This is a genomic window from Winkia neuii subsp. neuii DSM 8576 (assembly GCF_000420405.1).
Lineage (GTDB): Bacteria > Actinomycetota > Actinomycetes > Actinomycetales > Actinomycetaceae > Winkia > Winkia neuii.
Window position 1 is genome coordinate 172,824 of sequence record NZ_ATUW01000004.1, and the last position, 23,839, is coordinate 196,662.

At 55.5% G+C, this 23,839-nt stretch carries 21 protein-coding genes, 1 tRNA gene and 1 pseudogene; 3 read left to right on the forward strand and 20 right to left on the reverse strand.

Annotation, left to right across the window (positions count from 1 at the left end):
* Position 1 precedes the first annotated feature (1 nt).
* A tRNA-Ile gene (locus G437_RS0105435) sits at positions 2-75 on the forward strand.
* Here G437_RS0105435 and G437_RS11190 read toward each other — a convergent pair.
* From G437_RS11190 to pflB, 8 genes and pseudogenes are all read right to left on the reverse strand, one after another.
* Positions 61-903: pseudogene (locus G437_RS11190) on the reverse strand (anchored repeat-type ABC transporter permease subunit); the annotation flags it as partial. The gene G437_RS0105435 and the pseudogene G437_RS11190 sit on opposite strands and share 15 nt — an antisense overlap.
* Positions 900-1,619 carry an anchored repeat-type ABC transporter ATP-binding subunit gene (locus G437_RS0105445; RefSeq protein ID WP_024331566.1) on the reverse strand — a complete coding sequence of 240 codons (720 nt, stop codon included), beginning with the start codon at positions 1,617-1,619 and terminating at the stop codon, positions 900-902. The pseudogene G437_RS11190 and the gene G437_RS0105445, both read right to left, overlap by 4 nt.
* Positions 1,616-2,506 carry a choice-of-anchor M domain-containing protein gene (locus tag G437_RS0105450; protein WP_024331567.1) on the reverse strand — a complete coding sequence of 297 codons (891 nt, stop codon included), beginning with the start codon at positions 2,504-2,506 and terminating at the stop codon, positions 1,616-1,618. Before G437_RS0105450 ends, G437_RS0105445 begins: the two co-directional genes overlap by 4 nt.
* Positions 2,503-3,954, reverse strand: coding sequence for an anchored repeat ABC transporter, substrate-binding protein (locus G437_RS0105455; protein WP_024331568.1), 1,452 nt, complete (start codon positions 3,952-3,954; stop codon positions 2,503-2,505). The genes G437_RS0105450 and G437_RS0105455 overlap by 4 nt, the downstream gene beginning before the upstream one ends.
* Positions 3,942-5,501, reverse strand: a complete 1,560-nt coding sequence (locus G437_RS0105460; protein WP_024331569.1) for a TIGR03773 family transporter-associated surface protein — start codon at positions 5,499-5,501, stop codon at positions 3,942-3,944. Before G437_RS0105460 ends, G437_RS0105455 begins: the two co-directional genes overlap by 13 nt.
* Before the next feature lie 136 nt (positions 5,502-5,637).
* The gene (pflA, locus tag G437_RS0105465) at positions 5,638-6,381 is read right to left on the reverse strand and encodes a pyruvate formate-lyase-activating protein (RefSeq protein ID WP_024331570.1); all 744 of its coding nucleotides are present in this window, start codon (positions 6,379-6,381) and stop codon (positions 5,638-5,640) included.
* 164 nt (positions 6,382-6,545) lie between these two features.
* Positions 6,546-6,797 (reverse strand): autonomous glycyl radical cofactor GrcA2, encoded by a 252-nt coding sequence (gene grcA2, locus G437_RS0105470; RefSeq protein WP_024331571.1) that lies wholly within the window; start codon positions 6,795-6,797, stop codon positions 6,546-6,548.
* A 46-nt stretch (positions 6,798-6,843) separates the two neighbouring features.
* A complete protein-coding gene (gene pflB / locus G437_RS0105475) occupies positions 6,844-8,925 on the reverse strand; it encodes a formate C-acetyltransferase (RefSeq protein ID WP_024331572.1) in 2,082 nt (693 codons plus the stop codon).
* 498 nt (positions 8,926-9,423) lie between these two features.
* On the opposite strand from pflB, the gene G437_RS0105485 reads away from it, so the two are divergent.
* Complete coding sequence (locus G437_RS0105485) at positions 9,424-11,955, forward strand: choice-of-anchor M domain-containing protein (protein WP_051141890.1); 2,532 nt, start codon at positions 9,424-9,426, stop codon at positions 11,953-11,955.
* A gap of 46 nt (positions 11,956-12,001) precedes the next feature.
* Here G437_RS0105485 and rplS read toward each other — a convergent pair whose 3' ends face one another.
* From rplS to ffh, 8 genes are all read right to left on the reverse strand, one after another.
* Positions 12,002-12,355 (reverse strand): 50S ribosomal protein L19, encoded by a 354-nt coding sequence (gene rplS, locus G437_RS0105490; protein WP_024331574.1) that lies wholly within the window; start codon positions 12,353-12,355, stop codon positions 12,002-12,004.
* A 146-nt stretch (positions 12,356-12,501) separates the two neighbouring features.
* Positions 12,502-13,824 carry a tRNA (guanosine(37)-N1)-methyltransferase TrmD gene (gene trmD, locus G437_RS0105495; protein ID WP_024331575.1) on the reverse strand — a complete coding sequence of 441 codons (1,323 nt, stop codon included), beginning with the start codon at positions 13,822-13,824 and terminating at the stop codon, positions 12,502-12,504.
* A 2-nt stretch (positions 13,825-13,826) separates the two neighbouring features.
* On the reverse strand, positions 13,827-14,324 hold the full coding sequence (rimM, locus tag G437_RS0105500; protein WP_060798044.1) for a ribosome maturation factor RimM: 498 nt from the start codon (positions 14,322-14,324) through the stop codon (positions 13,827-13,829).
* Positions 14,324-15,016 (reverse strand): HAD hydrolase-like protein, encoded by a 693-nt coding sequence (locus G437_RS0105505; protein WP_024331577.1) that lies wholly within the window; start codon positions 15,014-15,016, stop codon positions 14,324-14,326. Before G437_RS0105505 ends, rimM begins: the two co-directional genes overlap by 1 nt.
* 68 nt (positions 15,017-15,084) lie before the next feature.
* Positions 15,085-15,324, reverse strand: coding sequence for an RNA-binding protein (locus G437_RS0105510; RefSeq protein ID WP_024331578.1), 240 nt, complete (start codon positions 15,322-15,324; stop codon positions 15,085-15,087).
* Entirely contained in the window at positions 15,324-15,821 is a 498-nt protein-coding gene (rpsP, locus tag G437_RS0105515) for a 30S ribosomal protein S16 (protein WP_024331579.1), read from the reverse strand. Before rpsP ends, G437_RS0105510 begins: the two co-directional genes overlap by 1 nt.
* Positions 15,822-16,004: 183 nt before the next feature.
* Positions 16,005-17,087, reverse strand: coding sequence for an amidohydrolase family protein (locus G437_RS0105520; RefSeq protein WP_024331580.1), 1,083 nt, complete (start codon positions 17,085-17,087; stop codon positions 16,005-16,007).
* Complete coding sequence (gene ffh, locus G437_RS0105525) at positions 17,087-18,652, reverse strand: signal recognition particle protein (protein WP_024331581.1); 1,566 nt, start codon at positions 18,650-18,652, stop codon at positions 17,087-17,089. Before ffh ends, G437_RS0105520 begins: the two co-directional genes overlap by 1 nt.
* A gap of 140 nt (positions 18,653-18,792) precedes the next feature.
* Here ffh and G437_RS0105530 point away from each other — a divergent pair, with 140 nt between their 5' ends.
* Positions 18,793-19,524, forward strand: a complete 732-nt coding sequence (locus G437_RS0105530; protein WP_029769339.1) for a CDP-alcohol phosphatidyltransferase family protein — start codon at positions 18,793-18,795, stop codon at positions 19,522-19,524.
* Here the strand turns inward: G437_RS0105530 and G437_RS0105535 are convergent.
* Genes G437_RS0105535 through G437_RS0105550 form a run of 4 tightly spaced genes read right to left on the reverse strand, consistent with a single transcriptional unit; the run spans position 19,521 to position 23,816 of the window.
* The gene (locus G437_RS0105535; protein WP_024331583.1) at positions 19,521-20,462 is read right to left on the reverse strand and encodes a hypothetical protein; all 942 of its coding nucleotides are present in this window, start codon (positions 20,460-20,462) and stop codon (positions 19,521-19,523) included. The two genes, G437_RS0105530 and G437_RS0105535, sit on opposite strands and share 4 nt — an antisense overlap.
* A gap of 9 nt (positions 20,463-20,471) precedes the next feature.
* A complete protein-coding gene (locus tag G437_RS0105540; protein WP_101634861.1) occupies positions 20,472-22,103 on the reverse strand; it encodes a bifunctional uridylyltransferase/uridylyl-removing enzyme family protein in 1,632 nt (543 codons plus the stop codon).
* On the reverse strand, positions 22,103-23,278 hold the full coding sequence (gene ftsY / locus G437_RS0105545) for a signal recognition particle-docking protein FtsY (protein ID WP_024331585.1): 1,176 nt from the start codon (positions 23,276-23,278) through the stop codon (positions 22,103-22,105). Before ftsY ends, G437_RS0105540 begins: the two co-directional genes overlap by 1 nt.
* Positions 23,279-23,318: 40 nt before the next feature.
* A complete protein-coding gene (locus tag G437_RS0105550; protein WP_024331586.1) occupies positions 23,319-23,816 on the reverse strand; it encodes a hypothetical protein in 498 nt (165 codons plus the stop codon).
* Positions 23,817-23,839: the final 23 nt, after the last annotated feature.

The following is a 23,839-nucleotide window of genomic DNA, read 5'->3' on the forward strand; positions in this document are numbered from 1 at the left end:
TCCCCCTGTAGCTCAGTCGGTTAGAGCAGCGGACTCATAATCCGTTTGTCGCAGGTTCGAGCCCTGCCGGGGGGACTTTTTCATAGCCGCAAACGTCCAGGCTGCTAAAAACATGACAGTCACGGTCAAGACGATTGCCGCCCCCGTGGGAAGATCAAGAGCCCACGAAAAATAGATCCCAAAAAACGATCCCAATACTCCGAACACTGCCGCTAGTGCCATCATTGAGGCCAAACGGTCTGTTAGCAGACGAGCCGTAGCCGCGGGCGTTACCAGCAGAGCCAAAACCAGTATGTTTCCAATTGTGCGTACTGATATGACCACTGCCCCCGTTACAGCTAAGTAGAGCAGCAAATCTAGCCAAAACACCGGCAGCCCCAACGCTCTGGCCATCTCGCGGTCAAGTGAAGCAGCTACGAGCTCCTTGCTGAGGGCTAGCACCGCCAACACTATTGCACCTCCAATGATGGAAACTAGCCATATGTCCCGGTCAGACACGCCGGTAATTGAGCCAAACAGAAAGCTGGACAGGGATGCCGTATACCCCTCTGCCCTCGAGATAATGACTAGTCCCAGAGCAAAGGCGGCCGCAAACAAGATTCCAATGAGTGTTTCCTCACGCAACTTTCGATTCTGTGACAGCACGGCAACCAAAATAGCCACGCTTCCCCCCGCTAGAGCTCCCCCCAAAAGTAATGAAAAACTGCACACGAAAGCTATGGCGATACCTGGAAATACTGCGTGGGCGACCGCGTCTCCGATAAAAGCCATACCCCGGAGTACGACGTGGGTGCCCACAACCGCACAGACTAACGAGGAAGCGACTGCAATAATTAGCGCCCGCGGCAAGAAGGCGAGCACAGGATTAGTTAAATCAGCAAAAAAATCGAGTAGAGAAATCATTTAGCACCAACAATTCTGTACAGCGGCGAGTGGGGGCCAACTTGAAAAGCCCTCGCCCACAGGTGCCGATCTAATAGCTCCGCCGGTGGCGCAAAGGCAAATACACTCTGGCGCAGCAAAAGAATTTTGTCACACTGGTCCATAGCTCCAGCCAAATCGTGAGTTGAAAGCAGCACGGTAGTGCCAGCATCCGCGAGGGAACGAAACAGTTTCAGCAAAGATTCTGCAGCCGGCATATCTAAGCCGGTAAAAGGCTCGTCTAGCAGCAGTATTTGAGGGCGTCCGACCAGTGCGCGTGCAACTAAAACGCGTTGCCTTTGTCCCCCCGAAAGCTCTCCAACCGTGCGCTTAGCTAGGTGGCCTAACTCCACTTTTTCTAACGCCTGCCGGCAGGCTCTATAGTGACGTTCTTTAGGAAAACGAAACCAACCAATTTCGCGTGCTAGCCCCGATAGGACAACGCCCGTAACGTCGATAGGGAAATCCCATTCAAACTGCCGCCGCTGGGGAACATACCCAATATTCCCCTTCGAAACCTCTATGCGCCCTCGACTGGGAATGAGCCCTTGTATCGCCCGCAGAAGAGTGGTTTTGCCGGCGCCATTCGGTCCCAGTAAACCTATCAGCTGCCCACCCTGGGCACTAAAGCTCACCCCGTCTAGCGCGGTTCGCCCTCCGAAGTTGACGTGCAGATTTTCTACGCGTATCCCACTCATCTTTCTTCTGCCCTCTGGCGTTCTTTTCTACTGGCGCGCACGTACAAGAAAACGCCAACTACGACTACAACTACACCGCATCCCAAAACTGCGTAGCCATAGGGGAAACTCTTAGTTCGAGAAGCTACCGGTCTAGCGGGTTCTTTGGAAGTTGACGAGTCCAACATTTTGCCAGTCCAACGTTGCCCGGCAGCAGCTAGCGGATCAGTTTGAACCGCAAAGCGCAAGAACGTTTCGTAAGTTTTTGGTTTAGGCCCTTCGACACGCATTCGAATTGCCACTAGGTGTACTCCCGGCTTTGTAAAAACCCAGTTAGCGTGTGCATGGGAGCCAATTTCAGTGAAAATGGGTTGGGCCTTATTTTTTTGCGAACTCCATAACAAACGCGGTTTAGAAAATCCCCCATCTTGTTCAAAGACACTGAATTGGCCGGGACCCTTGTGGCCACAATATTCTATAGTCACTCCCCTGGCAGCTTCTTTCGCCAAGGCCGGATCCCCGCTAGACCAACCTAGCCAGGGAACTCCCGCAATCTGAGCCTGAGGAATCACCCACACTCGCTGACCAGCGGATGCACCCGTAAAATCGTATTCGGTGCCCGCAGGTAAATTTTGCAGTGCCTTATCCGACAGGGCAAAAGTAACGTCTTGTGGATGCCTCCATACGGGCACATCCTGCGAATCGTCGCGCACCATAATTTGGGCACTGCCGCCCTGCACCCGCACCCCCATGTCCGCATGCCCCGCAGCAAATACTTTATTCTCGCCTAGCGGGGCAACCTGTTCGTCTTCTGAAATTATCTGATCTAGTTCGTCAGCTTGAGCTAGAGGCAGGTTAGCGACACTCAGGGCTAAAGCCGTAAAAATTAGTAGCAGTTTTCTTTTCATTGTTTCTCCAGACACCTGCGCAAAGAGTTGGCATTAGCGGTCATCATCTTTTCGTAGGTGTTGATTTTTTCCGTAAAACTATCCCCGTAAATGGGGCAAACCTTAATTCCTAGTCTTTTAGCCGTTTCGGTTAGATCTTTGGATCGCTCCGTTAGATTCGGCTCTAGGAATACGGCCCTCACCTTCAGGTTTTGCAACGTTCTGGTGAGCGCTATTAGGTCTCGGGTGGAGGGTTCCACCCCCGGGTTGGGACTGACAAACCCGGCGACTTTTATGTTGTAGGCGGCAGCCAGGTACCCGTAGGCATCGTGTGTAGTAACGAGATGCCGAGCAGAGGTGTCTATGGCCGCAATCTGGCTGCGCACATACCTATCTAGCTTTTCGAGTCGCCCGACATATTGGGACGTATTTCTTTCGTATTGGACCGAGCCCTCAGGATCTACTTCTTTCAGGTGGTCGCGGATCACTTTGGCGTAGGCAATACCCGCTTTCACGTCTTGCCACATGTGGGGGTCCACCTCCCCGTGGACGTGTTTACCTATTACCCCTTGGGCTAGCATGTAAGTTTCGTGTCCCGGCCGGCCAAGGAATCTAAACCTTGGGTCTGGAGGAATTTGGGCGAGGGCGGAGGGAGGCACCACAATTACGGTCTTTGCGGGGTCAAACTGGGCCTTAGGCTCCCCGTTTTTGCCATCACCGACAATTAAGATGCGCCCCCCGGTAGCCGTAATGTCTTCGTGTCCCCCTTCGAGTGGGTATTTGTTTTTAGTTTGCCTGTAGCGGGCGGGATCCACGCCTACGGCAAAGGTAAAAGTTTCCTTGGCCCGAGCCGAAGCGAAGGTCAACTCATAAATTCCTGGCTTCGTAAAGGCCCAGCTCAGATGCGTATGCGCGCCCGCAGGCAGATCTACGCCATCTGAGCGATCGATTCCGTCAGCGGAATTTATGTACACCTGGGGACTTCCAAAGGAGGTGGTTAGGTAGGTGCTTACCTCGCCTGGCCCCCGTTTATTTACCAGTGAAAGGCGAGTATTTTCGCCCTCGACGCGCATCCCCAACCACACAGTGTCTAAAGCTGCATCTTCTACCAGAGGAAGCATTTTTACTCCATATTTTGGGGTTTCCTCGGCAACCTTGACCACCTGCGAGCGGGAGTTTTCGATAACTGTACGGACAAGAGCTTGTTCTTCGAGCAGCAGATGATTAGTTAGCGCCAGCGAAGAGTTCGCAATGGCCCGCACGTCGCGCAGCGTGGGTTCGTAGGTGTGTGGGTCTGCCCCCGGCTTTACCAGAGAGGTGACTTGGGCCCGGTCACCGGCAACATTTTGAGCAATGTCAGCCAGTACCGGTGTAGTGGCTACTACCTGCAACGTTTCGTTCTGCGCGGCAGGCGTGCAGCCCGTACAGCCTGCGCAGCACAGCAAAACGAGCGCGATCAGTTTGCGCATTTGCGGCGCGCCACAACGCCCAGCCCGAAGACGGCAAGACCCGCAGCAAAAACTGCCAGTGGGCCGGTGAGTGCAGACGAACCGGTGGAGGCAAGACCTGAGGGCGGCGTACACTCCTCCCCTTTTGAGTTGCGCCAGACTTTTCCGCCGGTGCCAATTTTGGCACCTAGGTCAAAGTGCCCGTGCATACTTCCCTCGCCCACCTTGAAGTGCAAGGTTGTGTGTGCGTTCATTTCTTTGCCGTCCTTGCTTTTCGCGGTCTGGGTGATGCCTACTTTGTAGAGCCCAGGTTTAGTGAAGATCCAATTTGGGTGCACGTGAGTGTTGTGAGGAATTTCAACCTGGCCCGTGGCAGTATTGTTCGCTCCGGTGAACCACTTTTGTCCCACTACTTCGCCGAAATTGCCGGAAGTAAACACGTACATGTTTCCGGGTCCTGAGAATGAAGACAGTTTCCAGCGAACCGGCCCGGTAGTCTTTTCCAGGAGCGACTCATGCATGGTATTCGCCCCTAGCCAGGGCACGTTCTTTGTCTGGGTGCTCCCTATCATCCAGACGGTTCCCTTTGGTACGGGGCCCATCTGGGTGGGGAGATTTCGCCGAGCGGCCTGCCCTAGCGGAAATACTATCGAGCTAGGATCCACCCATTTGGCGGGTGCGCTGCGGTCGTCTTTTAGCACAGCTTGAAGGCTTTCTCCAGAGTTTTCGACTAGCTTGCAATCTTCACCTTGGGCCTCTTCTGCCCCGCCTGCGTCTTTCTGGGCAGTTTCAGTTGCACTTTGGTTGGGTGTTGCAGCGGAGGTCGGCTTAGCATCTGCATTTTCGGAAGTCCCGGCTGCCCCCGCTTGCGCCAGCGGCGCCGGTGTGGCGGATTTGCCGTTGCGTTCATTTTTGTTGCTGTCTGCGCTACGGTCGAGCCCCGCACCTCCTACTTGCCAAGCGTATACGTGCGGGCGGCTTGTGAGCGTTTTCCCTTCCTTTTCGGTTTTTGCCACGACTTTCATGGTGTAGCGCCCCGGTTTTTCGAACAGCCAACTAGCGTGGGTGTGACCTGGCCTCTCTTGCACGATTTCGCTACCCGAAGTGAGGGCAAAGCCCCCATTGGCCACCGCCTTCAAAGCCCCTAAGTCGTTTTGGAATGCGAATACTCGCCCGGGCCCAGCTACTTCAAGGAACTGCAGAGTAACCTTTTCGTAGCCCGCCTTTGCTACCCCCTTGGTGTCCCATCCAGGCCAGAGTAAGTTGGCGCTCGAGTTTTCCGGAAGTAAGTAGCCGGGAACTCCAAGGTCATTTATAGAGGTCGTTTCTGTCTGCCAGGCTGCGTCTTTGACACCCAAAATAAGTTCTTCGGGCTTGAAGGTACCGCCCTCAAACCTGTCTGTGGGATCCACGTGGGCGTTGAGGGTAAGGGTATTTTCGGTCGCCGAGACCGTGAATATGTCCGCGTGCCCCTGGTCGATATAGTTGGGCGCTGCGCTAGCGCTCGGCGACAGTGAAAGAGCCAGTATGCCAGAGGCAAGGGCAGCAAGTATTTGTTTTACGGCCACGATGTGCCTTTCTAAAATCCCTATTGCAAACGGTTATCGTTTTAATAGGGTAAAGCCGCCGAGTCTCACTGTCAACATGGCAGCCTTTAAACAAATTGAGCGCCGGCCAAATGCCGACGCCCAACTAATTTGCGACCTAGTAAACGGTCAATCCGCGGCTGCGGAAAATATCCCTAACCTTTTCGGCGGCCTCTTTAGAAGGCGGTTCCACGTCCTCGAGCTTGTAATCGATATTCAGATCCGCCCACTTGTCGCGAGCCATCTGGTGGAACGGCAGCACCTCAAGGCGCTCCACATTTGGCCACTGAGCCACAATGTCAGCTACTCTTTCGACATTATCCTTCTGGTCGGTCCAGCCAGGAACATCCACGAAACGAATCCACACCCTATTGCCGTTGTCAGCCAAGCGCTGACCGAACTTCAACGTAGGCTCCAAGGGACGACCAGTGACCTTCTTATAGATTTCAGGGTCACCACTCTTGACATCCATCATGACCAGATCCATTAGATTCAAATCATCGTCTGAGAAGCTGGCACCCATGAAGCCACTAGTGTCGATGTTCGTGTGTATGCCATTCTTCTTGCAGTCGCGAAGCAGCCGCTTGAGGAAAGTCGGCTGCATCATCGGTTCGCCGCCAGAAAAAGTAACTCCTCCTCCGGTGGCATCAAAGACTGGCTTGTACCGTACGATCTTCTTGATCAAATCTTCTTCGCGCACTGCGGTGCCGTCACGCATCTTCCAAGTATCGGGATTGTGACAATAAACGCACCTCAGCGGACAACCTGCGAGAAAAACAGTCAAGCGCGTACCAGGGCCATCGACCGCAGTCACTAGCTCCCAGGAGTGTACCGACCCTATTTCTCCGGCTCGTACCGCCATCAGATGTTCCTGACGGTTCATCTGCGGCGCATCGGTAACGCCTGCGAGCCCGGCCCCCTGCAGACGGGGGACCTCGTACTCTAGCGGTTCGGGGCGATACTCACCGGTCGAGCCTTCGCTCTCCCAGCTCGTATCGCCCCGAGCTGTAAGTGGTAGAACCAAACTTACCGAGTTGCGTGGAAGGTACGCGAGATCACGTCGAGCTGCTGCTCACGGGTCAGGCGCACAAAGTTGACTGCGTAGCCGGAAACGCGAACGGTCAACTGCGGGTACTTCTCGGGGTGCTCCATGGCATCCTCGAGGGTTTCCTTATTCAGGACGTTGATGTTGGCGTGGTAAAGGCCCTTTACACCACCGTTGTCGTGACGGGCCGCCTTCATCGACTCCATACGCTCTTCGAAAGTCTTAACTGCCATTCCTATTCTCCTTCTCTTGGTTGCTTATAGGACGTTTGTGTTTTGACTAACCCTTTTTGATGAAGCCAGCATCCATGATACCAACGAGGTTGGTAATCTGCTCATCCTCAGTGCGTCCGAGTGAGGACGGAACGATGGTGTTGGTGAGCGAGATGCCGTCGAGGGCATCCTTGTAGTCGAGCTTGCCAACAGAGAGCATCGATGCCAGCATGCCGTGGGTGTCCATGCCGTTCTCCGGGTTTGCACCAGGTGCGAACGGGGTGCCAGCCTCGTGGCCCGACGGGAAGGCGCCTGTAGCCTTGCCGTAAACGACGTTCGAGGTAATGGTCAGAACCGACTGAGTCGGAATCGCATCGCGGTACATCGGGATGGCCTTGATCTTGGACATGATCGTGTGAACGATCGTTGCCGCAATATCGTCGGCGCGGTCGTCGTCGTTGCCGTAAAGCGGGAAGTCGCCCTCGGTCTTGTAGTCAACTACCAGACCGGTCTCGTCGCGAACCGGAGTGACCTTCGCGTACTTGATCGCCGACAGCGAGTCCGCAACGATGGACAGGCCAGCAATGCCGCAGCCCATAGTGCGCACTAGCTCCGAGTCGAGCAATGCCATTTCCATTGCCTCGTAGGCGTAGCGGTCGTGGCAGTAGTGAATGATGTTCAAGGCCTCTACGTAGGTGCCGACTACCCAGTCGAGCATCTTTTCGTACTTTTCCCAGACCTCGTCGAAGTCCAGCGGGCCGTCGCCCTTGATGGGCTCGTAGCCTTCCATGATCTTCTTGCCAGAGACCTCGTCGCGGCCACCGTTGATTGCGTACAGCAGAGCCTTAGCAGCGTTCACACGAGCGCCGAAGAACTGCATCTGCTTGCCAACGCGCATCGGGGAAACACAGCAGGCAATTGCTGCATCGTCACCCCACTGCTGACGAATCTGTTCGTCAGCTTCGTACTGAATCGACGATGTCTCGATAGAGACCCTAGCGCAGAAGCGCTTGTAGCCTTCGGGAAGCTTCTCGTTCCAGAAGATCGTGATGTTCGGTTCCGGAGCAGGCCCGAGGTTTACCAGGGTCTGCAGCAAGCGGAAGGAGGTCTTGGTTACGAGCGAGCGTCCGTCCTCGCCGAAGCCCGCGTCAGTCCAGGTTGCCCAGTAGGGATCGCCCGAGAAGATCTGGTCGTAAGCCTCGGTACGCAGGAAGCGCACGATACGCAGCTTGATGACCAGGGAGTCAATAATCTCCTGAGCACCCTTTTCATCTAGTATGCCGCGCTTGAAATCGCGCTCGAAGTAGCAGTCGAAGAAAGCGGACAGGCGGCCGATGGACATTGCCGCGCCATCCTGAGACTTGATGGAGCCAAGGTATCCGAAGTAGGTCCACTGGACAGCTTCCTGAGCAGTGGTAGCAGGCTTGGAAATGTCGAAGCCATACTTGGAAGCCATGGTCTTCAGCTTCTTCAGAGCCTTGATCTGCTCGGCGTGCTCTTCGCGGTAACGAGACCAGTGCTCGGAGAAGGGCTTGTCGATGTAACGATCCTTGTCCTTCTGCTTCTCTTCGATCAACTTGTCAACGCCGTAGAGGGCAACGCGGCGGTAGTCGCCGATAATGCGGCCGCGACCATAAGCATCGGGAAGACCTGTGATGATGTGAGAAGAACGAGCTGCGCGAATGCGCGGGGTGTAAATATCGAACACCGCATCGTTGTGGGTCTTGCGGTACTTGGTGAAGATCTTCTTTACTTCAGGATTTACTTCCTTGCCCGCCTCTTTGATAGCGGTCTCGACCATTCGCCAACCGCCGAACGGCATCATCGCACGCTTCAAAGGAACGTCAGTCTGGAGACCGACGATTACATTGTCGTCTTCGCTAATGTAGCCAGCATCGAAAGCGTCAACGTCGGCCGGGATGTCGGTGTCAACGTCGTAGACGCGCTGCTTGCGCTCGACCGAGAGGTACTTGCTGTCTAGAGTGTCCCAAACGCGCCGGGTCTTTTCAGTGGGCCCTTCCAGGAAGGACTCGTCACCGTCGTAAGGGGTGTAGTTCTTCTGAATGAAATCCCTGACATCAATCTGATTGGACCAGGATCCTTCTTTGAACCCTTCCCAACCCTCAAAGGTTTCTTCTGAGTTTGACACGTCTAACTCCTTATTTGCTTTGACGCTCAGTATCAGTTGTCAATTCTGAGTTTACGTGATCTAACGCAGGCATCAAGGGGGGCGTTCACATGTGCCCAACACCACTAAAGCAAATCTAGGACTTACGTCCACAATTGCGAGTATGCAACCCTTCCACCCCCCGTTTTTTGCGGCAAATCCGCCACTGACCTGCTAGGACGTTACTACCTCGCCGACTCGTTTGGCACGCTCCAACGAAAAACCAGATTAGTTTTTACTTACCATTTGCTTTTTTTACTGTTTTTAGTTCCCCGGCTCACATAAAATTTCAATTTATTTTCCCAAAAAGCTGGAAGTGAGAAAAATAATATTTGGGCGAATGTCGCGATTTAAGGCCGATCTGAATGCCTGCGCCCACAAATTCTTCCAAGCGGAAGCGCCGCAAAAGGCAGTTGACGTCGAAGCCTCAATACCAGACAATCGTTAATGACAACCGTTTTCTATAACAGGAGGGGCCCGATGTCCCTAAAGACACTTTCCGCCCTGGCTGGGGCAGTCGCCCTCGCCCTTCTTCCCGCCCTTGCATTAGCCGGCCCTAGCGACGACCTGATAGTAGCCAGCCAAGCGCACGTAGATTCGCCGAAAGTGTTCTGGCAGGGTAGGAACTTTACCCTAAATGCCGAAGTAGACGGCAAAGAGCACAAGTTAGAGAAAACCGTCAACTGGGTAGGCAAAGGATACAAAAACACCGGGCAGCAGCAGTACGTTTACGAAGTCCCCAAAAACAACAGCATCCCCAACTTGGGCGAACCAGGAACCCTGCTCTATCAAGCCCCCATCCTGCCGGGCCTCGCCAACTCTCCAATCTGGGCAGGTTTTGGAGCGGACCTAAAAATTCCGGCCGAAAAGTTCCGCGACGGCTCCTTCAACCTAGACATGGTGGCCTTCGACGGGCCCGGGAAAATGGACCTGTTCCGCTACGACGACTGGATGGCCTCCTCCCACAGCCCCGGCATGCGCTCAGTTTGGATAAAACCAGGCACCCACACCCACAACATCACCACTTTTACAAAGCCCGGTACTTACCACATCCAATACCGAGCATCGGCCCGAGACAAATCCGGCCGCTTCGTCGCTTCCGCTCCGCAAACAATGACTTGGCAGGTGGGAGGTTCCAAGCCCGCTCCGAACGGTATTAAAGACGTCGCTCGAGCCTACGACCAAGCCGAAAACACCGGGGCCGAGGGCGAAGCGCGCCTCACCATAACCCCCCACGAAGGAAGAGAAAAAGACGGTGACGAATACCTAACCGACATGGAATTTACTACCTCCACCGCTACTGCCGGCACAGCCATCTTCTACATCGACGGCTACTACCTTGCGGAAGTGCCTCTAAAGGACGGGCGAGCTACCTGGAGCGAGATGATCGGGTCCGAAACCTCCAGCTTCCAGGTAGTCTTCATTCCTAAGCAAGGGCCGGGAAAGTGGATATCCAGCCCCCTCAGCTACAACCGCACCCAAGGAACAGTGAGCACCACCCAGCCCGGGAGCTTTCCACGCAAAAGCCCTACCCGCGCTCTACCCACTTTCGACAATGGCGATCAAAAGATCGCAGACCCTGCGGTATCTGTAACTGCAAAAAAGCTCGATAACGAATATGCTTCCATCGCAGCCATCCCCGCGGACAAAAACTTGACTCTGCGCGTCACGGGCGGATTCTACGACACTCCGGACGGGAATAATCCTAGCTGCGAGGTAGAATTTATTTCTTCCCCTGCCCAACGCGAAATAAAGGTGCCCTGGGACGGATGCAACGACGGCAGCTACACGCTCAAACTGCGCCTGCAACCAAACTCCCGTACCTTGGCAGGAGCGAAAGATATTTCCCTAGGCAAGGCTGTTCTTCCCAAAAGCGCCGAAACTAGGCTCACAAATCCGCCTTCTGTAATCCGTAAAGGCGATCCGCTTGCCGCCCACGAGCTAACAGAATCTACCCCCTCCCCCACTCGCCCCGCAGAAACAGAAGCAAACCCAGGCAAGACAGGAACAAATACTGAGAAAATTTCAAAGGCGCAAGCCACGATCTCCGACGGACACGTGGACGTGCGAGTAACAGACCAAAACGGGCTAGCAATGGCTCTTGGTGACGATTCTGGAACGGAAGAAAAACGCACCCTCATCCGCCCTCTAGACAAAGTGACCCTCGCCGTACCAAAACAAGCTCTAGTAACCCGCCGGGGGCATGTATTCGCCTCTAAAGACTTTGACTTCCTAGGCAAGAAGGGGACCCAACTTTACGTGCTTCCCCAAAATCAGAGGAACGGACTAGTATGGCCGGGCTTTTCCACCGAGTCTGTGGACTACTCAAAATACCCAAAGGGAATTGATATTCAGGTCCGCCCCGCCAAAGCTCCTAAAGGAGGAGCCTGGTGGGCATTTACCCAAGATCTGAACGGCCTGGGGACCATCATGGCCGCTTCTGATCGCACTTCTACCATTTCCACTACCGGAAGAATCCACTCGCACCTGGTGTGGGCTTTTTCGAAACCCGGACACTACCTGCTCCAGGTGCGCGCGGTGGACCGGGCAACCGAGCGGGCAACCAAGTGGTACCCCCTACGTTTTGCAGTGGATCAGGCACAAAAAACTGACCCAGCTACCGATCCGGCAAACTCGGACGCCGCCAAGGGTGGGGCGGCCGATATCGGGCCCACAGAAAATCCCGCTAGCAAGCAAGAAATTGACGAAACTGTAGCGCCGGAGACCGGTCCTGCTGGCTTGGGGAAGCCGTCACCCGGCCCTACCCTCGCAAGCAAAGCTGAAAAGTCCGGTGCACAGATAACCTCTCCGAAGGCAGCCGAGGGCGAGGGCAACACGGCTGGAGAGTCGTCTCCAGCAGGGGCCGCCACAGTCAGTTCAAAACCCTATAGGCCCCCGCTAGCAAAAACTGGTTCCTCCGAAAACACTCAGCAACTACTCACGCTCGCCGGAGCCGCTCTGCTAGGAGCCGGAGGCGCGCTAGGAATAACCTCTGTGCGAGGACGCAAATAAAAAAAGTGTGGGGCTTTTGCCCCACACTTTTTGTTACGAATACACGCTAGGCGTTTTCGCGCTTTTCTTTGATCTTCGCAGCCTTGCCATGACGATCGCGAATGTAGTAAAGCTTTGCCCTGCGAACGTCGCCGCGGGTAACAACCTCGATCGAATCAATGGTAGGTGCGTGCAGTGGGAACGTACGCTCAACACCAACACCGAACGAAATCTTGCGAACGGTGAAGGTAGCGCCCAGCCCCTTGCCGCCGCGGCGAGCAATGACGAGGCCCTGGAAGACCTGTACACGAGAACGGTTGCCCTCAGTAACAACGACGTTTACCTTTACGGTATCGCCAGCGCGGAACTGAGGGATGTCATCGCGCATAGACGCGGCGTCAAGCTGATCAAATTTCTGCATCAGATATCCTTCAAGCTACCGGTGCCACAGGTCACCGCCAGCCGTTGGCCGGGAAAACCCCGGCGACTTCATGGCGTCTGCAAGCGCATTGGCGGCCCCCCGTGGCAGGCTTCGCCCACGTCACAGACCGCACCATTGTCGCACAGTTAGGCGTTAGAGTCACCTGTGAGTTCACGCACCATGCAAACGTCGCGGTTCAATTGCCCACCGACCAGGAAGTTGCGCGTCCCCCGTTTTCTAAACCCGTGACGGCGATAGAACTTTTGCGCACGCTTGTTCTTCTGGTTAGTGCCAAGCCCGACGGCTGGTACCACCTGGGAGCACCCCTGCAACGACTCAATGGCAGTTTCTAGCAGTGCTCCTGCAATACCTTGCCCCCTGTAGGCAGACTCTACGTAGAGCTTAGAAAGGTAGGCGCTGCCGGCAGGCATGAGCTTGGCTAAGGCTCGGTCCTCGACAAATTCGTTAGGGCCCGACCTAATTATCCACGCGTAGGCAACGAGTTGTGAATCTACTGTTGCCACGTATACCTGCTCAGCTTCGATAGCTGATCGAAGCACCGTCTCAGAGAGATTTTTCTGAATAAAGTCCGAAATGCCCGCAACACTAAGATGTGGCGGGCAGGCGTCCGGAAACGTTCGGGCAGCCAACTCACTTATAGCGTGCGCTTGCTCGAGGCCAGCCTTTGCCAATACCACCCTGCCGGCGCCGGGTGGGGCCAGATATCCAGAGGCTGCTATCACTTCGCGGTCTGAAACGTCGAGCTGGGCGGGAGCTAGTTTCTGAATCATATCCGGTCTGCGGGCACAGGTTTTCTCCAAAGCCCGATCGCGCCGCCACCGCTCTATCTTGGCGTGGTTTCCCCCGCGCAACACCTCGGGAACCTCTAGACCACGCCATTGCACTGGTTTGGTGAACACTGGATATTCCAAAAGTCCGGCTTCAGAATAGGACTCTTCAACAAGTGAGGCGGGATTACCTATAACGCCGTCCAAAAGACGGCCGACGGCTTCGATAACTACCAAGGAGGCTACTTCTCCCCCATTTAGCACGTAGTCGCCAATAGAAAACTCCATCACCGTAACCCTGCCCACGCTGCGGTAATGTTCCATAACACGCGCATCTATCCCCTCGTACCGCCCAGCGGCAAACACGATGCGCTTGTGCCTTGCCAATTCCTCTGCCTTACGCTGCGTAAATTGCTCCCCCGAGGGCGTAGGCACGGCAAGGATCACCTCGTCGCCGCCTATTACCTCGTCTAAAGCTCGCCCCCAGACATCCGGACGCATAACCATTCCAGCCCCCGGACCGTAAGGAGCATGGTCGACACTGCGATGCTTGCCGCTGGCCCAGTCACGCAAATCGTGCACCCGCACGTCAATGAGACCAGCTTCACCGGCCTTGCCCAGCAACGACAGATCTAAGACCGAAAAGTAGTCTGGAAAAATAGTGAGCACATCGAAACGCATTGCTAATCCCCAAGTAAACCGGCGGGAGCGTCGAGCACTATCCGCCCGGCCTCTAGGTCAACATCCACCATTGCCTTCACAAAGGGGACGGAATAAGTGCCCGTGGCAGTGGTTACCTGAAGCCTATCCTGGCCCACGCCAAACTCGAGGCCGGCAACGTGGCCTAGTTCGTTGCCCTCTACATCTACAACAGGCAAGCCCTGCAGCTCGCTGGCATAGAATTCGTCCTCGCGCAGTTCCTCGTTAGACACGTCAACGCAGAGAGCTTGTCCCCGCAGCTGCTCAATCTGCTCTCGAGTGGTGATCTGGGCGAAGGCCACCACCCAACGCTTGCCCGAGCGATAAAAACTGCGCACTGTAACAGACCGGCCTTTGAGCACCAGCTCACTACCAGGTTTGAAACGCTGGGCAACAGCATCGGTGCGAATATCGACTATAGCTGCCCCTTTTAGCCCCTTAGCAGGGCCAATCAGGCCCACCGTCATCAAGTTCTCGTCCACTAAAGCTCCAAAATCTTCCGCAACTCGCCAGTCGAATCCGCACTTGCCCAAGCCTTATCCGCCTCCCAAGGGGCAGCATTTCCAGACCAGGTTACGAGTACAGTACAAAGCCCATTCAGACCGGCTCCGTGAATATCGTAATGGCGGTCGCCGATCATAATGGTGTTCTGCTGCTCAGTCCCGACGGCCTTTAGCGCCCTGGACACAATCTTCCCTTTGTCCGAGTGTGACTCGGTCTCGTCAGCCCCACAAATAGCAGACATCGCATAGGCAATCTGAACTCCCTGCGCAACCTTGACGGCCTGTTTTTCGGGTTTGGAAGTGGCAATCGCCTGTCTGATGCCCCGCTCGTACAAACCCTTTACCAGCTCCGCTAGGCCCGGGAAAAGCACTGTATTGTGAGCCTGCGCCAAATATTTGTTGCGGTAAGTAGCGATCAGCTCATCAATCAATTCCTCGTCTGCGGAGGGAACGAAGTGATGAAACGTATACCTCAGCGGCGGACCAATAAACCTGTGTAACGAGGCCGGCTCGCGGTCGATGTTCAGCTTTTCGGCCAGGGTTTCGGCCAACGCTGGCAAAATAACCGGCGCGGAATCGGTCAATGTACCGTCTAGATCCCAAAGCACCCCGCTAATAGGAAATTCGGGGGCGCAAAGATCTTGCAGTACAGATTCGTCAAAGCTTTCCATGCCCTCTAGTCTAACGGCATAAAAGTGGGCTCCCTGCCAACTGGCAGAGAGCCCACTTTCAGCTTTTCTTAGTCGCGGTCGGTGTCGATCACGTCAACGCGGACCGGACCGCGCTTCGACAGCGCCGACATGACTGCCCTAAGTGCACGAGCGGTACGCCCAGAACGGCCAATTACGCGCCCCAGGTCGTCTGGATTCACGCGTACTTCAAGAAGTTTGCCGCGGCGCATATTGCGTTCGCTGACACGGACATCGTCCGGATTGTCAACGATTCCGGCAATCAAGTGTTCGAGGGCGTCCGCTAGCATTAGGCCTCCTCGGCCGGAGCTTCAGCTTCAGCGCTTTCTTCTGCCTTTTCGGATGCGGCAGCTTCCTCGGCAGCCTTAGCTTCTTCAGCTGCCTTGGCTTCGGCCTCGGCCTTAGCCTTGGCTTCAGCCGCAGCGGCCTTGCGCTTTTCAGCATCGGCCTCGGCGGCCTTTACGGCTTCTTCAGCCTGCTTGGAAGCAGCATCAGCATCGGCGACCTTGATGCGCGATTCGGTGTTCTTCGCACCCTTGAACTTGGCCCAGTCGCCGGACAGGACCAACAGACGCTTAACGCTGTCGGACGGCTGTGCACCGACGCCCAGCCAGTACTGGATGCGCTCGGACTGCAGTTTAATCACCGACGGATCCGGGTTCGGATCATACTGCCCTACGCGCTCGATAACTTGACCATCACGCTTCTTGTGCTGGTCTACAACTACGACGCGGTAGACGGGACGGTGAATCTTGCCAACTCGCTTGAGTCGAATACGAACTGCCACTTGTGTGGTTCTCCTAAATATAATCGGGTGGACTGCACGCCTCGCCGGTGGGATTCGGGTCTGGTCTAGCAGTTCCGGACACGTCGCATTTACAGAGAGGGCGGCAAATGCGCCGGGTACAGCGACCTATTCTGCCACATTTGAAAGGCATTTTTAACCCTGCTCCCGCCGAGGCGAGCAAAATCACTTGTACCGTCGCCCTCGCAAATAAATTTGGCTTGGTTCAGCTAGAACCTCTGGGTTAGCCAGGGGATTCTTGCGGTAGACCAGAAAATCTGCGCTAGCGCCGGGAGTTAGGTTATCTAGACCCAAAAACTGGCGAGTGCGCCACGTAGCCGCAGCTACCAGCTGCTCTGCGGGCAGGCCAGCTTTTCGGAGTTCGGCTAGCTCTTGCCCTATGCCTCCGTGCAGAGGCCGAGCAGAAGTGTCGGTCCCCACCATTATTTGTATACCTGCCTCAACCATTTGGGATACCTGCTCGTAGCGGCGCCTATGCATGGTTTCCATCTGGCGGTAGTAGGCCGGGTACTTCCGCCTGCCAGGTTCGGCAAAATTCAAGAACTGGCCCACCTGACACAGGGTCGGCGTTACTGCAATGCCCCGAGAGGCAGCCTCCTGCATCTGATCTGTGTCCATCCCAGTGCCATGCTCGATGCAATCGACACCAGCTTCGAGTAATGGAGTAATAGCCTCGTGCGAAAACGAGTGAACCGTTACCCTAGCGCCGGCCTCGTGGGCGGCAGCTATAGCTTCTTTCAGAACTTCGGGGTGCCACAGAGGGCGCAGGGTAGCCTGGGCGCCGTAGGACCGATCTATCCAGTCGGCTACCAGTTTTACCCACCCGTCTGAGCGGGACGCCTGGAAAGCTAGCATCGCAGGTAAATCAGCCTGGTTGTCGACGTCTACCGGCAACCCCTTTATGTAACGCTTGTATTTGGCCACATGCCTGCCACAGCGAATTAGCCTTGGCATAGAGGATTCACTTTTTACCCAGCCATTGTCTCTAACCGCACCGCAGTCGCGGATAGCCAAGACTCCACTGTCGCGGTCGGCGGCCCCCTGAATGAGTGTGTCCTGGCGGGAAAGGGGCCTAACCCCTTCCATGCCCAGGTGGCAGTGCACGTCCACCATGCCCGGCAAAATCCACGTCTCGCCGTCGTGGTCGGTATCTGGCAAAGAAAGCTTTCCGTCCGCTACGCCCAACCCCGAGGGAACAAACTTCAGTTCCCCCTCGCAAACGAGACCAACTTTGCCAGCAAGAAGCATTACCTACCTCCCAAGAGTCTCTTCAAATCGTCAGGCAGCTCGTCAACGGAAGGCATCTGAGGTTGCGTTTTGGGAGCAATCGCTCCAAATGCCGATCCGGGCTGCGGAGCGTTCTTTGCAGGGCTAGCGCTTTTCTTCTTAACGTTTTGCTTCGCCGGGGACCCAGATTTGCGCTTCTTCTTTCCCTTGGACGCTTTGCGTCGATTCTTCCGACCTCCACCCACGGCTGGCATTCCGCCCATGCCAGGCATGCCCGGGATTTGGCCGGTGCGGGTTGCTTGCTGCATCATCTTTCGTGCGGCTTCAAAACGTTTGAGGAGCCCGTTCACCTCGGCGACGGTGACACCCGAACCAGCAGCGATGCGTTTGCGTCGTGAGCCTCGAATAATCGAAGCGTCTGCACGCTCGGCGGGAGTCATTGACCTGACAATCGCCTCTACGCGCCCTATCTCGCGTTCGTCAAAGTTCTCGAGTGCCTCTCGATACTGGCCGATTCCCGGCATCATACCCAGGATTTTCTTCAGCGAACCCAGCTTGCGCATCTGCTGCATTTGCGCCAGAAAATCGTCGAACGTGAAGTTGCCCTTGGCCAGCTTTTTTGCCATATCCTGAGCTTCGCGTTCATCGAAAGCCTTCTCGGCTGTTTCGATCAGCGTCAGCACGTCGCCCATATCCAAAATTCGCGAAGCCATGCGATCTGGGTGGAAACGTTCAAAATCGCCGAGCCCCTCGCCCGTGGAAGCGAACAAAATTGGTTCGCCTGTAACCCCACGTACCGAAAGGGCGGCACCACCTCGAGCATCACCGTCTAACTTAGTGAGCACCACCCCGGTGAATCCCACGCCATCGCGGAATGCCTGCGCCGTAGTAACAGCGTCCTGCCCGATCATGGAATCGAGGACGAAAAGGGTCTCGTGGGGTTCTACCGCGAATTTGATGGCCCTCGCCTGGCTCATCATCTCGTCATCTACGCCGAGGCGACCAGCCGTATCGACAATTACCGTGTCGAAACCGTTCAAAATGGCGTGGTTCACGCCCGATCGCGCGGTCTCGACTGGGTCCCCCACTCCGTTGCCCGGGTTGGGTGCCCACACTTCCACTCCCGCACGCTCGCCTACCACCTGCAACTGATTTACGGCGTTGGGACGCTGCAAGTCACAGGCTACGAGCAGAACGCGTTTGCCCTGTTCCGTAAGCCACTTGCCCAGCTTGCCCGCTAGGGTGGTCTTACCTGCGCCCTGAAGGCCCGCAAGCATGTAGATAGTAGGACCGCGATCCGCCTCGTGAAGTTCGCGCGCCTTCCCACCCAGAATCTGGATGAGTTCCTCGTTTACAATCTTGATTACCTGTTGACCGGGATTCAGCGACCGCGACTTGGCCACCCCGTAGGCCTTCTCGCGCACATTGGCGATAAACTCCCGCACCACCGGAAGGGCCACGTCAGCCTCGAGCAAAGCACGCCTGATCTCGGACGTAGTCTTATCTACGTCTGCCTCTAAAAGCACTCCCTTGCCCCGCAGGGACTGAAAGGCATTGGTCAGTCTGTCAGAAAGCGAATTGAACACGTACTCCTCCAGTGCGATCGATCTGCTCTATACCCTACCTTTTCATCCAAATTGCTCACAGCTGGGCCCGGGTTGTCATTGGTCACTCACTTTTGGTTTTATGCTTGTGCCATCTGAATCGATCGAGAAAGCTCACGACCTTGACTGCATGTACTGACTCTAAGAAATGGTCGCTAAAACGCTACGTATGCGTGTGGGGCATCCATTTTTTCACTATGACTGGCCTACTCTGGGCGCTCCTAGCTATCACAGCTCTCTACCACGGGCACGTAAAAACTATGTGGCTCTGGCTCGGCATCTCACTAGTAGTCGACGCCGCCGACGGGCCTATGTCCCGCAAGGCAGAAGTCACTAAAGTCGTCCCCTGGTTCTCGGGAGTGATGATGGACAATGTGGTCGACTACCTCACCTGGACTTTCGTACCGGCCATCTTCATGACTCTGCATCTGCCGCTGGGCCCACAACCTCTGCCCATCGTTGCTGCTGCCCTCGCCCTCGGTTCGTCAATGTTCTGCTATTGCAACACCAAGATGAAGTCTGCCGATTGGTACTTCGTAGGTTTCCCTGCAGCCTGGAACATCGTGGCAATAATTTTATGGCTGTTTGCCACTCCCGCCCTCTTTAACTGGCTTGTCATCGTCGTGTTCACCGTACTTGCCGTGGTGCCCTGGAAATGGGTGCACCCCTTCAGGGTGAAAAAGCTACGGGCTATAAACGCCACTGCCGCTGTGGTGTGGGTGGCCTCTACCGCCTGGCTGACTATAATTGCTCCCACCCGCCCGCTCTGGGTGGCAGCTGCGTGGCTAGTTTCCGGTTTGTGGATCCTTGCCATCTCGGCGGCTAGAACTATCTTTGGCCCCTCTACACGCTAGCGCAGCAAGTGCTTGCGCCTGCCCTTCGGGCGCTTCCAGCGCGACTTCTTCCGGCGAGGAGGGGCGACTTTTGCCAGCGACTTGTAAACTTTCCTATCCAACCACGCCTTAGCGCCCTCTAACAGGAAAGTCCCCATAATCAGCATGGCTATAATGCCAATCACATGGGGCGGATACCCCTTCCCGTGCATGCCAAAGTACACGTACGGGGCCATAAACGTGGCAACCGTTACCACCATCCCCACCATTCGCTTTGCAAAACGCGGCGCCGTAACCATTGTGAGCAAACCCCAGGTATACGGAATAGCAGTACCCAGGTCGATCGCCCAGAGGGTAACCAGCGAGCCTTCGAATTCCCGCACGAACATGACCGGCAGGACTCGAAGCGCGGAATACGCCAACACCACTGCGTAAGCCAAGAATTTGGGATTTGTGAACAGCCTGGTTAAAAAAGAGCGAGGGGACATAGCAATCCCCACCTGCTCAGCCTGTTTCGCAGCCCGAGCAGACACCAGCAACGCATCAAGGCCGTGAAGCGTTCCGGAAAGGAACTTTATGTCCTCGGGACTTTTCCGTTCCAGCAAAAAATCGATCAAAAGCCGAGGGGCAATTCCAACGGGCGTGATCTGCTGGCCATCGTAGGCCTGCACAGGCCCGAGTTCATGGAGTTGGTCGCTACTGACCCACTCCTTCCAAGCTTCCATCTGCTCGTCGGTCATAGTGAGCAGCCACAACCGTTCCCTCTTGCGCACAGAATCGCGCAACGTTTCCATGATCAGCTCGCGGTCAACAAGCTCACGCGGATCCGGGGCGTGGGAAAACTCGCGCACATGCCGATCGCGCAGGTCCCCTAAACGCTCTACTCCGGCAGCCAACCGCACCTTTCTAGGCCAAAGCACCAGATCTTCGCCAAAGGAAATGTCAATCAGCAAATTCATTGTTTCACCTTATCGGCTAGTGGGATCCTGGCCCGACAAGACTTGCGCTTCGTCCACCATGTAGACCAGGTCGGCGAGAGCACTAAAACGATCCGGTTTTGCCCCGGTAGCTAGCAAATTCGCTTCAGAAAGCAACGCCAGTAGCGACAGCATGTGCTTAGAACCACCGATCTTAGAGTTCGTCTGGCTTATTACCTCAGCACTTATTTCAGAACCCGAACTAGCATCTAGCAACAGCGATTTCTTTTCGGCTGCCTCCAAAATGTCATCTTCCCAGTCTGCGTCAATATTCAAGCTGGCACAAATATGGTCGATATCAGCTGCCGAAAATCCGCTCAGCAGTGCACTAAGTGCCACAACCCCGCCCGCGGGATGGGGGGCCAGAGGGCGCGCCGGCATGACCGATTTAATTCGGCGCTCAGCCAGCCCGCAGGCAAAATAGGTGAGTTCAATCTGGAAATAGTCGTCCGTTAAACGTTGCCCCTTTCGAGGGCGAAAACGTAGTTTCTCCCACAGGGGGAAAACCTTCGACGGAATTGACACCCTGTCCAGCTGACCGAAAATCTGCCGGAATCCCGGCGAGGTCAAAAAGTCCAGCAGTAATTGCAGCCCTGTCTCATCCCAAGAAGTCGGCAGCTGCGCATTTTGCATGGCGGTCACAGTCCAGGCTCCTAAAAACATTTGTTTTTGGCCGCCTGCACGTGCCAGTCGCAAAATCGCATGCGGATCATTCAGCGCCCTTTTAGAGGAGGCCACGATCTGGCCGGAATGAATGGCCACAGACTTATCTACTATCTGCAACGAGGGAGCTTTTCGGATCCCACGCACCACCCTGGGAATAACCTTCCGCGGGCCTTTGGCTACGTCCTCGGCCCGTTCCAGTGTTCGCGAGGTCGCATTTTCGATAGCTAAAGCGCTCGCGGCGAGGGCATGGCGCAACTGGTAGGGGGTAGTTCCAAGGTGCTTAGAAACAGCATCTTCAATGTCGATTCGCAAAATATGGTCGCCACTTACGTACTCGACGGCGTCACGCACGTCCAATAGCAAATTGCCCGCCCGGTCTAAACCGGAGCGGTTAGCTGCAGCCGTCCAAGAAGACTCGATAAAACCCAGTAATCTCAAATCGGCGATACCGCCTCGGGGACGTTCCAAATCTGGCTCACTAAGGTGGGCCAATTCGCCCTCTTTAGCCCACCTGGCTATTGCCTCCTCGGCAAGTCTTGGTATGAAAGCGTTGGCCTTTAGGCGCCAAATATTTAGGTATTCCTTCTTTATTGCCTCGATCAGACCAACTTTTCCCCCTGCGTAGCGCAAGTCCAACAACGCCAGGGAATGCAATAGGTCCTCGCCTGCAAGCGTCTGCTTCGTAAGTACGCTTACCTTCGCCCCCAACTTGGCCCGCAAAAGCTCAGCGCCGGCCTGGCTGCCCTCGCCGGCTACTGCAAGCTCCAAAGGGGCAGCAGGGCCAGCGTTAGCGCGCCCTAGATCTCCTAAAAAGCCAACAGCAAATGTAGCCTGAGGACCTACCAGGCTAGCTATCTGTTTCTGTCGCTGTGCTACGAGCTCACCCCTGTAGGTAATCCCAAAGCTGGGTGAATACGCATCAGCCAGCAACCCACGCGGGGGCACAAGTAAATCCATTAGTCACCGAGAATTGCATCTACAAACGTTTCAGGATCAAACGGGGCTAAATCGTCCAGCCCCTCCCCGAGGCCCACGAGCTTTACTGGAACAGACAACTCGCGCTGCACAGAAACCACGATGCCGCCCTTTGCGGAACCGTCAAGTTTAGTGAGCACAATGCCGGTTAGGCCCACCACCTCGTTGAAAATTCGTGCCTGCTGCATCCCGTTTTGCCCGGTCGTGGCATCAAGTACAAGAAGCACTTCACTTAGCGGAGCCTGCTTTTGAACTACACGCGCAACCTTGCCTAGCTCATCCATCAGCCCTGCCTTGTTCTGCAGGCGCCCTGCAGTATCGACAATTACCACGTCAGTGTTCTTATCTTTACCTGTCTTAACCGCATCGAAAGCAACCGAAGCAGGATCGGCGCCCTCTTTTTCAGAACGAACCAGATCTACGTTTGCCCTCTCGGCCCAGGTCTGCAACTGCTCGGCAGCTGCCGCACGGAAAGTATCCGCCGCCCCAAGTAGCACCGACTTGCCACTGGCCTTGACTATGCGAGCAATCTTGCCGATTGTCGTGGTTTTACCCGTACCGTTGACCCCTACTACCAGCATGACGGCAGGTGCGCCCTCGCCCTCTAAATTCAAAGAACGCTCCAGAGTAGGATCTACCTGTTCCAGCAGGGCCGCCCGCAAAATCTGACGGACGCGCTTAGGATCGTGTGTGCCGTCCGCTGCCACCTCGCGCCGCAGCTTTCGAACTACCTCTTCCGTAGCGTCGAGTCCCAAATCCGCCATCAACAGGGTATCTTCGATTTGTTCCCAATCTGCGGCCGATAAGTCGCCCTTGCCCAGAACAGACAGAAGCGCCGAACCTAGTTTTCCCGAATTAGCCAACCGGGAACGGAGCTTCGCCATGCGCCCCTCGGGCCTAACAATCGCTTCCTCTTTGGGGCTGGGCTCGACCTCTACAGATTTTTCTTCTCCGCCCCCGGAGGCAGGGCTTGTGTCGCCTTCCGCAGTAGGAGTAGATTCAGCTCGCTCTGGTGGCAGTTGCGGTTTGGAAACAGGCGGAGTGATCTGGTTGCGCCTATGGGCATAGATGCCTCCGCCCCCAATTAACACAACCAAAACAACAAGGACGGGGATCCAAACTTCGGGCCTAGAGATTACCTGCAGAATCTGTTCCATGCCCTAATCATCGCCTATTTTAGGCCCAGATGCGAAACCTCTACTTGGCGGGAGCTTCCTTAGCATGGGCCGACTTGGAAATCTTGGGGGCAAACGAGGGCGGCAGTACGTTCCCCAAGGAATCTTTGCCGTTGTCGATGAGCAGCGCATCAGATTTGATGTCGGCCAATGCCTTTTCCCCAGCCGTCCGAGTAAATCGCCGCACCAAACGCGAATTGGAAATTTCGCGAGCTTCAGAAAGGGTAATCTCTTTTACTTCGTTCGCAGCAGTAGCAAAATCCTCGGTGTCGTTTAGCACCTGCGGAGTAGCGGGAGCCGGCATCGAGGCAGACAAAATAGAGACGAGCTTGGAATCTGTAGGGTGCTGGGTCCCTATATGTGTCAGCTCGCGTTTTTGCCAAGCCGCGGTAGCTTCGCGCACCCACTTAGTGAGTCCGCCATCGGGACGGCGCATTCGGATGACCACAGCCATAACCACGCACGCCACCGCAACGGTGATGATCAACACCGCAAACACAAGCAACAAGGACGCGTCCATGTCTATGATTTTGCCATGAAATT

Coding starts and splice junctions, on each gene's coding strand:
- G437_RS0105550 (WP_024331586.1), bottom strand. CDS start 23,816: ATGGACGCGTCCTTGTTGCTTGTGTTTGCGGTGTTGATCATCACCGTT.
- G437_RS0105505 (WP_024331577.1), bottom strand. CDS start 15,016: ATGGAAAGCTTTGACGAATCTGTACTGCAAGATCTTTGCGCCCCCGAA.
- G437_RS0105450 (WP_024331567.1), bottom strand. CDS start 2,506: ATGAAAAGAAAACTGCTACTAATTTTTACGGCTTTAGCCCTGAGTGTC.
- ftsY (WP_024331585.1), bottom strand. CDS start 23,278: ATGGAACAGATTCTGCAGGTAATCTCTAGGCCCGAAGTTTGGATCCCC.
- G437_RS0105540 (WP_101634861.1), bottom strand. CDS start 22,103: ATGGATTTACTTGTGCCCCCGCGTGGGTTGCTGGCTGATGCGTATTCA.
- grcA2 (WP_024331571.1), bottom strand. CDS start 6,797: ATGGCAGTTAAGACTTTCGAAGAGCGTATGGAGTCGATGAAGGCGGCC.
- trmD (WP_024331575.1), bottom strand. CDS start 13,824: ATGCGTTTCGATGTGCTCACTATTTTTCCAGACTACTTTTCGGTCTTA.
- G437_RS0105510 (WP_024331578.1), bottom strand. CDS start 15,324: ATGCTAGCGGACGCCCTCGAACACTTGATTGCCGGAATCGTTGACAAT.
- rplS (WP_024331574.1), bottom strand. CDS start 12,355: ATGCAGAAATTTGATCAGCTTGACGCCGCGTCTATGCGCGATGACATC.
- pflA (WP_024331570.1), bottom strand. CDS start 6,381: ATGGCGGTACGAGCCGGAGAAATAGGGTCGGTACACTCCTGGGAGCTA.
- G437_RS0105445 (WP_024331566.1), bottom strand. CDS start 1,619: ATGAGTGGGATACGCGTAGAAAATCTGCACGTCAACTTCGGAGGGCGA.
- G437_RS0105520 (WP_024331580.1), bottom strand. CDS start 17,087: ATGCTTCTTGCTGGCAAAGTTGGTCTCGTTTGCGAGGGGGAACTGAAG.
- G437_RS0105455 (WP_024331568.1), bottom strand. CDS start 3,954: ATGCGCAAACTGATCGCGCTCGTTTTGCTGTGCTGCGCAGGCTGTACG.
- G437_RS0105485 (WP_051141890.1), top strand. CDS start 9,424: ATGTCCCTAAAGACACTTTCCGCCCTGGCTGGGGCAGTCGCCCTCGCC.
- G437_RS0105535 (WP_024331583.1), bottom strand. CDS start 20,462: ATGAATTTGCTGATTGACATTTCCTTTGGCGAAGATCTGGTGCTTTGG.